Source organism: Streptomyces sp. NPDC044002, assembly GCF_056434525.1.
In genome coordinates this window covers 37773-52267 of the sequence record NZ_JBWKEZ010000048.1, presented here as the reverse complement: position 1 = coordinate 52267, position 14495 = coordinate 37773, and the positions used below count along the sequence as shown (strand labels likewise).

The 14495-nt window shown below is 73.1% G+C and carries 9 protein-coding genes; 4 read left to right on the top strand and 5 right to left on the bottom strand.

The annotated features are described in order from the left end of the window. Positions 1-229: 229 nt before the first annotated feature. Positions 230-1627, bottom strand: coding sequence for a glycosyltransferase family 39 protein (locus tag AC07A6_RS29415; RefSeq protein ID WP_478779154.1), 1398 nt, complete (start codon positions 1625-1627; stop codon positions 230-232). A 291-nt stretch (positions 1628-1918) separates the two neighbouring features. Here AC07A6_RS29415 and AC07A6_RS29410 point away from each other — a divergent pair, with 291 nt between their 5' ends. From AC07A6_RS29410 to AC07A6_RS29395, 4 genes are all read left to right on the top strand, one after another. Beyond that, positions 1919-2242, top strand: a complete 324-nt coding sequence (locus AC07A6_RS29410; protein WP_478779153.1) for a hypothetical protein — start codon at positions 1919-1921, stop codon at positions 2240-2242. A 106-nt stretch (positions 2243-2348) separates the two neighbouring features. Beyond that, positions 2349-3089 (top strand): response regulator transcription factor, encoded by a 741-nt coding sequence (locus tag AC07A6_RS29405; protein ID WP_125816401.1) that lies wholly within the window; start codon positions 2349-2351, stop codon positions 3087-3089. Continuing rightward, complete coding sequence (locus AC07A6_RS29400; RefSeq protein ID WP_362471624.1) at positions 3086-4177, top strand: HAMP domain-containing sensor histidine kinase; 1092 nt, start codon at positions 3086-3088, stop codon at positions 4175-4177. Before AC07A6_RS29405 ends, AC07A6_RS29400 begins: the two co-directional genes overlap by 4 nt. 258 nt (positions 4178-4435) lie before the next feature. Then, positions 4436-8314 (top strand): multifunctional oxoglutarate decarboxylase/oxoglutarate dehydrogenase thiamine pyrophosphate-binding subunit/dihydrolipoyllysine-residue succinyltransferase subunit, encoded by a 3879-nt coding sequence (locus AC07A6_RS29395; RefSeq protein WP_478779152.1) that lies wholly within the window; start codon positions 4436-4438, stop codon positions 8312-8314. A gap of 152 nt (positions 8315-8466) precedes the next feature. Here the strand turns inward: AC07A6_RS29395 and fxsT are convergent, their stop codons facing one another. From fxsT to fxsA, 4 genes are all read right to left on the bottom strand, one after another. Then, positions 8467-11472 carry an FxSxx-COOH system tetratricopeptide repeat protein gene (gene fxsT, locus AC07A6_RS29390; RefSeq protein WP_478779151.1) on the bottom strand — a complete coding sequence of 1002 codons (3006 nt, stop codon included), beginning with the start codon at positions 11470-11472 and terminating at the stop codon, positions 8467-8469. A gap of 88 nt (positions 11473-11560) precedes the next feature. Next, positions 11561-12880, bottom strand: coding sequence for an HEXXH motif domain-containing protein (locus AC07A6_RS29385; protein WP_478779150.1), 1320 nt, complete (start codon positions 12878-12880; stop codon positions 11561-11563). Further along, on the bottom strand, positions 12877-14145 hold the full coding sequence (locus AC07A6_RS29380; RefSeq protein ID WP_386273767.1) for an FxsB family cyclophane-forming radical SAM/SPASM peptide maturase: 1269 nt from the start codon (positions 14143-14145) through the stop codon (positions 12877-12879). The genes AC07A6_RS29385 and AC07A6_RS29380 overlap by 4 nt, the downstream gene beginning before the upstream one ends. Positions 14146-14247: 102 nt before the next feature. Further along, positions 14248-14457 (bottom strand): FxSxx-COOH cyclophane-containing RiPP peptide, encoded by a 210-nt coding sequence (gene fxsA / locus AC07A6_RS29375; protein ID WP_478779149.1) that lies wholly within the window; start codon positions 14455-14457, stop codon positions 14248-14250. Positions 14458-14495: the final 38 nt, after the last annotated feature.

Genomic DNA, 14495 nt, shown 5'->3' with positions numbered 1-14495 from the left:
ATCCTGACCCATCCACCCCCGGAACGGGCCGGGTTGGGGGGGCGGGGGCCGGATACCGCCCCGGGCACACCCCGCGGAGGTCACCCGACCCCGCAGCACGGTGCCACGTACCCAGTCACCCACCCACCCGCACCCAGGGAGGCGGGTGGGCAACCACCGCCCCACCCCACGGGGTCGAGGGGGAGATAGCGGGCCCGCACCACGAGCCCCCGCACCAGCCCCCACCCCCTCACCCGCACCGCCCCCGCCACGCGTACACCGCCACCCGGGCCCCGCGGACCGGGGTCACCGAGCAGCGGTCGAACGCCTGCGCCAGGGCCTCGCGCTTCGCCGCCTCCGCCGGGTACGCGTCCAGCGGCTGGTCCGGCGGGTCCAGCAGGGCTATCACCCTCGGGGAGGCCAGGACCGCCGCCCGGACGGCGTCCGGCGGCAGCTCGGTGCCGTGGAGGGTGCGGGACTGCGCCGGGGTGCGGGACAGGGCGACGTCCCGGAGGGGGTCGTACGTCCCGGGTGACGACAGCAGCCACTCCCGCCGCCGGGACGGCATGAACAGCACCGCGTCCCCCGGCCGGGCCCGCTCCCGCACCGCCGCCGCGACGGCGAGGGCGTCGTCCTTGCGCGCCTCCGGGGTGCGCAGCCACACCGACCACCCCGCGAAGGGCACCAGCAGCGCCCCGGCCAGCAGCCACGGCAGCCACCGCGCCCGCGTGCCGCCCGCCCGCGCACCGGCCAGCACGGCGAGGCCGGCCAGCGCGTAGAGGACGTACCGGTCGACGTACCAGGGGTGCGCGAGCGAGACCGTCAGCAGCAGCCCGGGCGGGAGCAGCGCCAGGGGCGCGGCCACCCGTACGAGGTCCCGGTCCCCGGCCCCCCGCGCCAGCAGGGCCACCGCGGCCAGCAGCACCGCGTACGCCGCCCAGTCCTGCCACGACGGCCGTCCCAGCCAGCCCAGCTGCGCCGACGCCTGCCGCGCGCTCACCAGGGCCAGCGGGAGCAGCCCGGCGAGGACGGCGCCCGCCGCCCGGCGCCAGCCCGGCGCCTGCCAGGCGGCGAACGCGTGCGCCGGCAGGGCCAGTACGGCGAACTCGTGCAGCCAGCAGCCCAGCAGGAGCACCACCGCGTAGGCCGCCCACCGCTCGCGCAGCATCAGGTACGTCGCCCAGGCCACGGCCGCCGCGACCAGGGCGTACGAGCGCCCCTCCTGCGCGTACGCCTGTACCGGCGGCAATGCGGCGTACGCGGTGCCGGCGATCAGCGCGGCCCGTTCGCCCGCCAGCCGGTGCGTCACGGCGGCCACTCCGGCGGCGGCGAGGGCCGTGCCGGCCACGGACGGCAGCCGCAGGGCCCACGGGCCGCCGTCCCAGAGGGCGAAGACGCCGTGCATCAGCAGGTAGTAGAGGCCGTGCACCGCGTCGACCTGCCCGAGCAGTTCCCACAGCCCGCCGAGGGGGCGGTGCGCGACCTGCCAGGTGGTGGACTCGTCGCGCCACATGCTCCCGCCGCCCGCGCCGCGCGGCAGGCCCCACAGTCCGAGGAGCACGGCGGTCAGCGGGGGCAGGGCGCGCCAGGGGGTGATGCGGCGGATGGCGGCCTCCGGGTTCTTTCGGTCGGGGGGCGGTGACTCCATACTCGGTGTTCGGTCGGAGTACCTGCGGAGGTGGGTGTGCGAACGATCCGGGCGGCTGGGGCCGCGACGGTGGTGCTGCTGGGCGCGGTGCTGGTCCTGGCCGGCTGCGGCGGCGGGTCCGGGGGCCCTCCGGACGCGACGGCTGCCCCGACGACGGCGGCGACGCCCACGCCCACGCCCCCACCCGCTCCCCCACCCACGCCCACCACGCCCACCCCCGCACCCCCCTCGCCCCCGGCATCCCCCGCACCCCCCGCGGCAACCCAGGCCGCCGGCGAGACGCTCGTCCGCGTGAGCCGCAGCGGCGGTTTCGCGGGCCAGACGCGGACGGTGATCGTCAAGGGCGACGGCTCCTGGAGCCTCCTCGACGGCAAGGCCCGCGACATGCGCTCCGGGAAGCTGGAGCCGCCCCGGCTGGAGGTCCTGCGCACGGCGCTGCGGGAGGCCGACTTCGCGCACCTGCCCCGGGTGGCGACGGCCGATCCGCCGGTCTACGACGGGTTCACGTACGCCTTCGTGCACGGCGGTTTCGAGGTCGCCGCGGACCAGACCGAGCTGGCTCCGGGGCTCCGGAAGGTGCTGGACGCGCTGCCCGGATTCGACACGACGGGATGAATCTCTGATTCCGGATGACCCCGGCTCCTGTCCGAACCCCGCATAGCCGCAGGCCGGTGCCTCCTCTACGCTGCACCCCATCACGCGGGATCTTCAGGGGCGGGACATGGAACAGACACACACCACCCACAGCGTCGCCGCGGCCACCCCAGGTGCGCAGCGGCGCGTGCTCGTGGTCGAGGACGACCGCACCATCGCCGACGCCATCGCGGCCCGGCTGCGGGCCGAGGGCTTCCAGGTGCAGACGGCCTACGACGGGCCGGCCGCGGTCGCGGCCGCGGAGAGCTGGCAGCCCGAGCTGCTGGTGCTGGACGTCATGCTGCCCGGCTTCGACGGGCTGGAGGTCTGCCGCCGGGTCCAGGCGCAGCGGCCGGTCCCGGTGCTGATGCTCACGGCCCGGGACGACGAGACCGACATGCTGGTCGGTCTCGGGGTCGGGGCGGACGACTACATGACGAAGCCGTTCTCGATGCGCGAGCTGGCGGCCCGGGTCCACGTGCTGCTGCGCCGGGTGGAGCGGGCGACGCAGGCCGCGACGGCTCCGCGCGGGGCGACGCTGCGGCTGGGCGATCTGGAGATCGACCACGCGCAGCGCAGGGTGCGGGTGCAGGCGGAGGACGTGCACCTGACGCCGACGGAGTTCGACCTGCTGGTGTGCCTGGCGGGGACGCCTCGTGCGGTGCTCTCGCGGGAGCAGCTGCTGGCGGAGGTGTGGGACTGGGCGGACGCGTCGGGGACCCGTACGGTCGACAGCCACATCAAAGCGCTGCGGCGGAAGATCGGGGCGGACCGGATCCGTACGGTCCATGGCGTCGGGTACGCCCTGGAGACCCCGGCGCAGTCGTGAGCGGCCCGCCGCGCGGGCCGGGTCTGCGGCCCTATTCTCCGTTCTCGATCAAGACGAAGCTGGGCGTGCTCGTCGTGGTGTCGGTGTTCATCACGACGGGGCTGCTGATGGTGGCCCTGCGGACGGCCACGGAGCTGCGGTTCATCACGGTCTTCTCGGTGATCGCGTCGATGTTGATCACCCAGTTCGTGGCGCACGGTCTGACGGCGCCGCTGGACGAGATGACGACGGTGGCCCGGGCGATCTCGCACGGGGACTACACGCGCCGGGTGCGCGGTGCCGGGCGCCGTGACGAGCTGGGTGATCTGGCCTCGACGATCAACCTGATGGCCGATGATCTGGAGGCCGAGGACAGGCACCGTCGAGAGCTGGTCGCGAACGTCTCGCACGAGCTGCGGACTCCGATCGCGGCGTTGCGGGCGGTGCTGGAGAACGTGGTGGACGGGGTCTCGGAGGCCGATCCGGAGACCATGCGGACGATGCTGAAGCAGGCGGAGCGGCTGGGCCGGCTGGTGGACACGCTGCTGGACCTGTCGCGGGTGGACAACGGTGTGGTGCCGCTGAAGGCGCGCCGGTTCGAGGTGTGGCCGTATCTGTCGGGGGTGCTGAAGGAGTCGGGGCTGGCGGCCGCCGGGCGGCCGGGGCTGTCTTCCGGTTCGGGTGGCCATACCCGCAATGACGTGCATCTTCACTTGGATGTGCACCCTCCGGAACTGACCGCGTACGCGGACGCCGAGCGGCTGCACCAGGTGGTGGCGAACCTGATCGACAACGCGGTGAAGCACAGTCCGGCGCACGGCCGGGTCACGGTGCGGGCGCGGGCCGGGGCGGCGCCGGGGAGCCTGGCGCTGGAGGTCGTGGACGAGGGGCCGGGGATTCCGGAGGCGGAGCGGCACCGGGTCTTCGAGCGGTTCAACCGGGGTTCCGGCGGTGGCGGGGACGCCGGCGGCGACGGGGGCACCGGTCTGGGGCTGGCGATCGCCCGCTGGGCGGTCGGGCTGCACGGGGGCCACATCGGCGTGGCCGAATCGTCACGGGGTTGCCGAATCCTTGTCACCCTTCCGGGCAGCTCACAGGTCCCTTCTTGACGTAGGGTTCGAGTGGGAAGGACATGATCTCGGCCACACGTGCCCGGGGTCGTCAGGGGTGCGAGGCCTAGGGGGTCGCAACCTGGATGCCCCCTACCCGAACCACGCTTGTTTCCCGCCATTCCGATGGGTGAAACCCGCCGTTCGGTGTGACCTGCACGACGGAAGTCCCGCCCGGCCTGCATCACACGCCCTGGGAGGCGTAGCCTTTATCCCCGCTGTCCATACCTTGTGAAGCGGAAGAGGGCGGTTGCCGCCGTGTCGCCACAGTCCCCCAGTAACCCGAGCACCACGACCGACGCAGCAGAGGGCGGGAAGAACCCCGCCTCAGGCTTCGGCGCGAATGAGTGGCTCGTCGACGAGATCTATCAGCAGTACCTCCAGGACCCGAGTTCGGTCGACCGGGCCTGGTGGGACTTCTTCGCCGACTACAAGCCGGGGGGCGCTGCCGCCCCGGTGAAGGCGGCCGAACCCATCAAGACCCCGACGACGGACGGCGCCTCCGCACAGGCCGCCACCGCCACCGCCGGGGTTCCTCAGGCCGTCGACGCCGCCACGGGGGCGGCGTCGGCCGCGCCCGCAGCCGCGCCCACACCTGTGTCAGCTCCTGCCCCTGCTCCTGCCACCCCCTCTGGTGCCCCTGCTGTGACTGTCACCTCCCAGGCCCCGGCCGCCGCACCGGCCGCGCCCGCCCCTCAGGCCCAGGCTCCGGCCGCTGCCACCACCCCGGCTCAGAAGGCCGCGCCCGCCACCGAGGCCCCCGCCGGCCCCGAGCTGGTGACGCTCCGCGGCCCCGCCGCCGCCGTGGCCAAGAACATGAACGCCTCCCTCGACGTCCCGACGGCCACGTCCGTCCGCGCCGTCCCGGTGAAGCTGCTGTTCGACAACCGCATCGTCATCAACAACCACCTCAAGCGCGCCCGCGGTGGGAAGATCTCCTTCACCCACCTCATCGGCTACGCGATGGTGCAGGCCATCAAGGCCATGCCGTCGATGAACCACTCCTTCGCGGAGAAGGACGGCAAGCCGACCCTGGTCAAGCCGGAGCACGTGAACTTCGGCCTCGCGATCGACCTCGTGAAGCCCAACGGCGACCGTCAGCTCGTCGTCGCCGGCATCAAGAAGGCCGAGACCCTCAACTTCTTCGAGTTCTGGCAGGCCTACGAGGACATCGTGCGCCGCGCCCGCGTCGGCAAGCTGACGATGGACGACTTCACCGGCGTCACCGTCTCGCTGACCAACCCCGGCGGCCTGGGCACCGTCCACTCCGTGCCCCGCCTGATGCCCGGACAGTCGGTCATCATGGGCGTCGGCTCCATGGACTACCCCGCCGAGTTCCAGGGCACCTCACAGGACACCCTGAACAAGCTGGGCATCTCCAAGGTCATGACCCTGACCTCGACCTACGACCACCGGGTCATCCAGGGTGCGGCCTCCGGCGAGTTCCTGCGCATCGTCGCGAACCTGCTCCTCGGCGAGGACGGCTTCTACGACCAGGTCTTCGAGTCGCTGCGGATCCCGTACGAGCCGGTCCGCTGGAACCGCGACATCGACGCCTCGCACGACGACGACGTCACGAAGGCCGCCCGCGTCTTCGAGCTGATCCACTCCTACCGGGTCCGCGGCCACGTCATGGCCGACACCGACCCGCTGGAGTACAAGCAGCGCAAGCACCCCGACCTGGACATCACCGAGCACGGCCTCACCCTGTGGGACCTGGAGCGCGAGTTCGCGGTCGGCGGCTTCTCCGGCAAGTCGATGATGAAGCTCCGCGACATCCTCGGCGTCCTGCGCGACTCGTACTGCCGCACCACCGGCGTCGAGTTCATGCACATCCAGGACCCGAAGCAGCGCCGCTGGATCCAGGACCGCATCGAGCGCCCGCACACCAAGCCGGAGCGCGAGGAGCAGCTGCGCATCCTGCGCCGCCTGAACGCGGCGGAGGCCTTCGAGACCTTCCTGCAGACGAAGTACGTCGGCCAGAAGCGCTTCTCCCTGGAGGGCGGCGAGTCCGTCATCCCGCTGCTCGACGCCGTCATCGACTCGGCCGCCGAGGCCCGCCTCGAAGAGGTCGTCATCGGCATGGCCCACCGCGGCCGCCTGAACGTCCTGGCGAACATCGTCGGCAAGTCGTACGCGCAGATCTTCCGCGAGTTCGAGGGCAACCTCGACCCGAAGTCCATGCACGGCTCCGGTGACGTCAAGTACCACCTGGGCGCCGAGGGCACCTTCACCGGCCTGGACGGCGAGCAGATCAAGGTCTCGCTCGTCGCCAACCCCTCCCACCTGGAGGCGGTGGACCCGGTCCTGGAGGGTGTCGCCCGCGCCAAGCAGGACGTCATCAACAAGGGCGGCACGGACTTCACCGTCCTGCCGCTGGCCCTGCACGGCGACGCCGCGTTCGCCGGCCAGGGCGTGGTCGCCGAGACGCTGAACATGTCGCAGCTGCGCGGCTACCGCACCGGCGGCACCGTCCACGTCGTGATCAACAACCAGGTCGGCTTCACCGCCGCCCCGGAGTCCTCGCGTTCCTCGATGTACGCGACCGACGTGGCCCGCATGATCGAGGCGCCGATCTTCCACGTGAACGGTGACGACCCGGAGGCCGTGGTCCGCGTCGCGCGGCTCGCCTTCGAGTTCCGCCAGGCGTTCAACAAGGACGTGGTCATCGACCTCATCTGCTACCGCCGCCGCGGCCACAACGAGTCCGACAACCCGGCGTTCACGCAGCCGCTGATGTACGACCTGATCGACAAGAAGCGCTCGGTGCGCAAGCTGTACACCGAGTCCCTCATCGGTCGCGGCGACATCACCCTGGAAGAGGCCGAGCAGGCGCTCCAGGACTTCCAGGGCCAGCTGGAGAAGGTCTTCGCGGAGGTCCGCGAGGCCGCCACGCAGCCGCCGGTCAGCGTGCCGGCCCCGGCGCAGGCCGCGGCCGAGTTCCCGGTCGCCGTGAACACGGCGATCTCCCAGGACGTCGTCAAGCGGATCGCCGAGTCCCAGGTCAACATCCCCGAGGGCGTCACCGTCCACCCGCGTCTGCTGCCGCAGCTGCAGCGCCGCGCGGCGATGATCGACGACGGCACCATCGACTGGGGCATGGGCGAGACCCTGGCCTTCGGTTCGCTGCTGATGGAGGGCACCCCGGTCCGCCTGTCCGGCCAGGACTCCCGCCGCGGCACGTTCGGCCAGCGCCACGCGGTCCTCATCGACCGGGAGACCGGCGAGGACTACACCCCGCTGCTGTACCTGTCGGACGACCAGGCCCGCTACAACGTCTACGACTCGCTGCTCTCCGAGTACGCGGCCATGGGCTTCGAGTACGGCTACTCGCTGGCCCGTCCGGACGCGCTGGTCCTCTGGGAGGCCCAGTTCGGTGACTTCGTCAACGGCGCGCAGACCGTCGTCGACGAGTTCATCTCCTCGGCCGAGCAGAAGTGGGGCCAGACCTCCGGCGTCACGCTGCTGCTGCCGCACGGCTACGAGGGCCAGGGCCCGGACCACTCGTCCGCCCGCCCGGAGCGCTTCCTCCAGCTGTGCGCGCAGAACAACATGACGGTCGCGATGCCGACCCTGCCGTCGAACTACTTCCACCTGCTGCGCTGGCAGGTCCACAACCCGCACCACAAGCCGCTGGTCGTCTTCACCCCGAAGTCGATGCTGCGTCTGAAGGCCGCGGCGTCGAAGGCGGAGGAGTTCACGAACGGTTCGTTCCGTCCGGTCATCGGCGACACCACGGTGGACCCGAACGCGGTCCGCAAGGTCGTCTTCTGCGCGGGCAAGGTCTACTACGACCTGGAGGCCGAGCGGGAGAAGCGCGGCATCACGGACACCGCGATCATCCGCATCGAGCGCCTGTACCCGCTGCCGGGTGCGGAGCTCCAGGCGGAGATCGCCAAGTTCCCGAACGCGGCGAAGTACATCTGGGCGCAGGAGGAGCCGGCGAACCAGGGTGCGTGGCCGTTCATCGCGCTGAACCTGATCGACCACCTCGACCTGGCGGTCGGCGCGGACATCCCGGCGGGCGAGCGCCTGCGGCGCGTCTCGCGTCCGCACGGTTCGTCGCCGGCGGTGGGTTCCGCCAAGCGTCACCAGGCGGAGCAGCAGCTGCTGATGAACGAGGTCTTCGAGGCCTAGTCGCTGACGCGACCTGCACATGACGGAAGGCCCGGCCCCCCACCTGGGGGGCCGGGCCTTCCGGCTTTCCCGCCGCTGCCGGGGCTCCGCCCCGGACCCCGCGCCTCAAACTCCCCCAGCTACCGCTGGGAGGTGCCCCCAGGCGGGACTGGTTAGGGCTGTGGCTCGAAATCCCAGTAGGGCCTCGTCTGCTGGCGGGCCGAGACGGTGTGGACGTGTTGGGGGCCGAGGGTGCGGGTGAGGGCCTTGAGGCCGGCGTCCTCGTGTTTCGAGGCCTCCGCGTCCTCGCGGACCGCGCGGAGGTCGGCGGCCAGGGCGATCTGGGCGCTCAGGGCCATGGGGTGGTCCGGGCCCAGGACCTGTTCGGCGGCCCGGAGGGTGTCCCGGCTGAGGTCCAGCGCGGCGTCCAGGCGGCCGGTGATGTTGCGGTGGCCGGTGGCGTTGAGGGCGCAGCCCAGGGTCCAGGGGTGGCGGTCGCCGAGGGCGCCGCGCATGCCGACCAGGGCCTGTTCCGCGAGGTTCAGGGCCTCGGTCCGTTCGCCCTGGGCGCGCAGCACGAGGGCGAGGTTGCCGACGGTGCCGATGCTGTAGGGGTGGGCGAGGCCGAGCTGGGACTGGTAGCCCCGTACGACCTCCTCGGAGATCCGGCGGGCTTCCTCGATGTCCCCGTACTCGCGCAGGTAGGTGGCGTAGTCGGAGGCGACCATCAGGGTCCAGGGGAACTCGGCGCCGAACACGCGGGTGGAGCGTTCCAGGACGCTGCGCAGCCGGGAGCCGGCGCCGGGGATGTCGCCGGTGCGGCGCAGGCACTGGCCGAGGTTGTGTTCGGCGCGCAGGGTCTGGGGGTGGTTGGCGCCGAGGACCTGGACGTGGAGTTTGAGGCCCTGTTCCTGGCGGGCTAGGGCCTCGCGGTAGCGGCCCATGAGGCGCAGGCCCATGGCGCAGCCGATGCCGGAGGAGAGGGTGGCGATGTGCCGGACGCGCAGGACGCGTTCGCGGCGGCGCAGGGTGTCGAGGTCGGTGTCGTAGGCCTCCTGGTAGCGGCCGAGGAGGCGGAGGGCGACGGCGACGTTGTTCTGGGCGCCGAGGGTGGTGGAGTCGTCCTCGCCGAGGAGTTCCCGGTAGGTGGCGAAGGCGTGTTCCAGGAGTGCGCGGGCCTCGTCGAACTTGGCGGTGCTGAGGAGGACTCCGGCGTAGGTGCTGGTGGCGCGGAGGGTTTCGAGGTCGCGGTCGCCGCGTTCGGCGAGGAGCCGGTCGGCTACGGAGCGGGCGAGGGTCTCGGCCCGCCGGAAGTGGCCGAGCATGCGCAGGGCGCCGCCGTAGTGGTAGCTGAGTTCGCGGACCTGGTCGTGGTCGTCGCCGAGCATGGCCCGCCAGACGGCGTCGGTCTGTTCGGACAGGCGCAGGCAGGTGCGGTACTCGCCGGCGAGGATCAGGTAGCGCAGGCAGTGCAGCAGGAAGTTCTGGATGCGGGGGTTGCTGCTGGTGAGGACTCCGGCGTGGTCGAGGTGGGGGACGAGTTCGGCGTAGCGGGGCCAGAGCCGGGAGTCGGTGGGGCGGCCGGGGTCGGCGGCGGCGAGGACCTGGCGGACGGCGCGGGAGAGCTGGTCGGACTCGTCCTCGGCGAGGTTCTCGCGGACGATGTTGTGGACCATGCGGTGGAGCTGGACGGTCTCCAGGCCGCCGCCCTCCTCGACGGAGAGGTCGGAGTACTCCAGGCGGACGACGGAGAACTGGACGAGCTTGTTGAGGGCGGCGTTCCAGCGGATCTGGTCGTTGAGGATTCCCGCGAGGTGTTCGGGGACGCCGTCGGCGGGGAATTCGCGCAGCAGGCGCAGCGGGACGCGGCCGGGGGCGAAGAAGACGAAGAGCCGCAGCAGGGCGAGGGCGTCGGGGAAGTTCTCGCGGACGTTGTTGAGGAGTATCGCCAGGGCGGTCGGGAAGGGCAGCGGGTAGTCGTCGGAGAGGGTGACGGCCTCGTGGGAGTCGAGGCGGTGCTGGAGGAGGGTGAGGTACTCGCCGACGCCGAGGGGTGAGTCGGCGAGCCAGCCGGCGGTCTGGTCGAGGGCGAGGGGGTAGTCCTCCAGGGCTTCGGCGAGCTGGTCGGCCTCGTCGCCGGTGAGGCGGCGGGCGCGGCGGCGGATGAAGGTGACGGATTCGGGGCGGGCGTAGAGGGGGACTTCGACGAGGCTGGTGTGCCGGGCGGCCCATTCGCGGTTGCGGGAGGTGATGATGACGTCGCCGGCGCCGGAGGGCAGCAGGTCGGTGAGGTCGTCGGGGTTGTCGCAGCCGTCGAAGACCATCAGCCAGCGGTGGTAGGGGGATCCGCGCCGCAGGGCCTCCAGTACGGCCCGGATCTGCTCGCCGTAGCTGCCGGCGCCGCGGGGCAGGCCGAGGGCGGGGGCGAGGTCGGCGAGGCGTTCGCGCAGGGTGGGCCGGTCCTCGGCGGGAACCCACCAGACGACGTCGTACTCGGAGGCGAAGCGGTAGGCGTACTCGGTGGCGACCTGGGTCTTGCCGACGCCGGAGAGGCCGAGGAGGGTGACGGTGGAGGCGCCGGGCGGGGCCTCGGTGAGGGCGTCGCGGAGGCGGCCGATGACGTCGTTGCGGCCGGTGAAGCGGGGGTTGCGGCGCGGGACGCGGCCCCAGATCTCGGGCGGGTCGTTGGGGAAGCGGGGGCCCCGGCGGCCGCTCTCGGTGCCGATGCGGTCGGTGGGCAGCTCCAGCCGGCGCAGTACGCGGTATTCGGCCTCGTAGGCGTCCAGGCCCCACAGGTCGGTCTTCCCCAGGGCGGCGACGGCGCTGGGCAGGGGGGCGTCGGTGAGGCAGACGGCGGCGAACCGGTCGGGGTGGGAGGCGGTGACGGTGCGCAGGGCGGTGTTCCACTCCTCGTCGGTGTGGGTGCCGGCGGAGAAGTAGCGCTCGCTGAGGACGACGAGGATCCGGCCGCCCGCGCGGGCCAGGTCGTCGAGGGCCTCGGTGAGTCCGCCGGGGCTGCTCTGCGGGTCCCAGCGCTGGAGGACGACGCGGTGTCCGTGTTCTTCCAGGCGGTGGGCGATCCATACCGCCCAGGGGCGGTTGAAGCCCGCGAAGCTGATGACGAAGCGCTGCGCGGGGGCGGCTCCGTCGCGGTCGTGACGCATGGCGGTACCGGTCATGCGGCCGTCTCCCTGGGGTCCGTTCGTTGGACGGGGTGCGGGGCGGTGCGGAGGGGCTGGCTTGAAAGGTACCGCAGGGGACGGGGCGTCATACCCGTACGAACGGGGCGAGTTCGGGGTGTGCCTCGCACCAGGCGCGGCGTTCGCGTTCCAGGGTGCGGCGGGCTCCGGCGTGCTGGTCGCCGGGGGGCGGGGTGGCGTCCATGGCGCGTTCGGCGGTGGCCATGCCGTCGACGAACTCCCGTCCGGTGACGGTGAGTGCGGGGTGGGCGCGCAGGGCGGGCAGGACGGCGGCGACCTGGGCGCGGATCCGGGCGTGCTGGGCCCAGGCGCCGCGGGCTCCGTAGAGGGCGGCGTGCTGCCAGTACCCGGCGAGGGCGAGGTGGGCGTACGTGCCGTGCAGGAGGCCTTCCAGGGGGCGCGGGTCGGCGCGCCAGGGGGCCCAGTGGCGGGGGGTGCGGTCGGCGGTGTGCAGGGTGAGGACGTCGGCGAGGGCGGCGAGTTTGCCGTGCTGCACCTCGTGGACCAGGGTCGCGGCGAGGGCGGGCGGGGCCTGGGCGCGGGCCAGGACGGAGCCGGCGGCGGCGGGCAGGGTGGCGCCGCTGGAGCGGGAGCCGCCGGCGAGGGGGACCACGGAGCGCAGCAGCAGGCCGATCTCCTCGGCGCGGGCGGAGTCGTAGCGGCCCAGCAGGGTGTGCGCGCCGGACCACTGGATGTCCCAGCGCTTGTGCCCCTTGGGGGTGAGCCGGCGGGCGGGGCGGACGGCGGCCGGGCCGGTGGCGGTGCCGGGGGGCGGGACCCGGTAGGGGTCGAGGTCGTCGAGGGAGGTCGTGGCGGCGCCGGGCAGGGTGTGCAGGGGGAGGGCGTCGGCGGTGTCCCAGGAGCGTTCGGTGAGGGCGGTGCGGCCGGGGCCGTGGGGGCGGAGCAGGCCGAGGGTGGGCAGGACGAGGCGGCCGTTGACGGGGCGCAGGGTGGTCTTGAAGCCGATTCCGGCGCGCAGTGCGGCGGCGGCGGCGAGTGCTCCGAGGTGGCCGAGGTCGGGCGGGGGTCCCTGGGGGGCGTGGAGGCGGCGCAGGGTCTCCTCGGCCCAGACTCCGGTGGCGGGGTAGTGCAGGACGTCGTGCACGGCTGCGGGGTCCTGGCGTTCGGCTTCCTCCAGCAGGGCCCAGTGCTCGGCGGTCTCGGCGCCGGGGGCGGCGTCGAGTACGGCGCGCAGCAGGAGCAGCCGCTTGGAGCGGCGTACGTCCTGGACGAGGCGGGTGCCCTCTTCGGAGGGTTCGGTGGAGGCGAGGGCGCGCAGGGTGTGGGAGCTGACGGCGAACCGGGTGAGGTCCTGCCGGGCCGTGCCGGGGGCGGGGGCGGTCCGCTGGGCGGGGAGGCCGGTGCCGGTGCCGGTGCCGTGGGTCATGAGGCGGCCCGTCCGGCGGTGGTGGCGGCCCGGTGCAGGGCGTGGGCGACGTGCCGGATGACGGCCTGGAGGTCGGCGCAGTACACGGACGGCTGGCGGAAGCCGTCGCCGGCCCGGTAGCGGTGCGGGTAGTGTCCGCCGCCGCAGACTTCGACGAGTTCGCAGGTGCGGCAGCCGGCGGCGAGGGCGTCGCGGCCGAGCTGGCGGGCGGCGAAGCCGGGGTGGTCGAGGAGGTCGTCGAAACTGTGGTGGTCCAGGGTCATGCCGGTCGCGGCGGCCCCTTCGTAGGCGGACTTCAGCGAGTCGGCCTGTTCGATGCTGCCGTCGGTCTCGACGACGGCGGTGGTGACGGGTGCCAGGCCCAGGGTCTCGGTGGCGGCGGGCAGGCCGAGGAGCAGGGCGATGACCTCTTCGAAGATCCGGATCCTGGTGCGCCGCGCGCCGTCGTGCCACCAGCGTTCGAAGACGGCGAGGAGCCAGTCGCCGTACGGGGTCCCGTGCCCGGTCCGGCCGGGCGGCGGGGTGCTCCAGTTGGCCAGGGGCAGCAGCAGGCCGATGCTGGGCGGGGCGAAGGCGAGCAGGGACTCGTACGTCTCGACGGGGTCCTGGGCGATGTCCACCACGCACAGCACGCCGGCGTAGCTGTCGGGGTGGCGGGCGAGGAGGCGCAGTCCGCGCGCGGCGGCGTGGAAGCCGGGTCGGCCGGTGTGGTCGACGCGGCGCCGGTTGTGGGCGGGCAGGCCGCCGTCGAGGCTGACGCCGACCCGGATCCCGGCGGCGGCGAGGGCGGCGATCCGGCCGGCGGTGAGGAGGGTGCCGTTGGTCTGCACGGCGGCCGTGACGCGGGTGCGGGGGGTGTGCCGGGCGACAGCGGCCCGTACGGCCTCGACGGGGGCGGTGAGGGCGGCGGGCGCGGCGAGGAGGGGTTCGCCGCCGTGCAGGACGAGGTCCACGCGGGGCAGTTGGTGGGCGGCGGCGTGCTCGGCGATCCGCTCGGCGGCGCGCAGGGCGGTGGCGGGGGCCATGGTGGCGGGGCGGGTGCGCCAGCTGCGGTCGGCCATCTCGTAGACGTAGCAGTAGGTGCAGGCGAGGTTGCAGCGGCTGTGGGTCTTGAGGACGAACTGCCGTACGGGCTGCGGGCGGTGGCCGGCGGCGCGCAGGCCCGGGACGTCGAGCCGGGCGTAGGGCCAGCGGGCGTGGCGGGCGTGACCTGCGAGGGTCCGGTGCACGGGCGGCACGGGACCGCTCGTGATCGCTTGGCTCATCGCCTGTACCTCTCCCCTGCGGACGGTCCATCCCTGCCCTCCGCGGGGGCCCGGCTAACGGCGGAAAGTGGTCAACTCCGGCGCGGTGGGGGGGGGCGGCCGTCAGGCGACGCCGGAGTCGAACGCGTTGAGGATCTCGGCCGGGTGGGTGACCCGGTCGACGAGGCCGTCGATGATCTCGGAGAGCACGGGGTGGTCGATCCCGCGCAGTGCGGCCAGGTCGATGCCGGTGAGGTCCGGGAGCCCGGGCCGCGGCCCGGGGCACGGACGGGCCGGTGGTGCTGCTGCCGCTTCCTTACGTCCGGTCCCCATGGGCTGCCCGTCCCTTGTCGTGTGTGGTCCACTGCCCT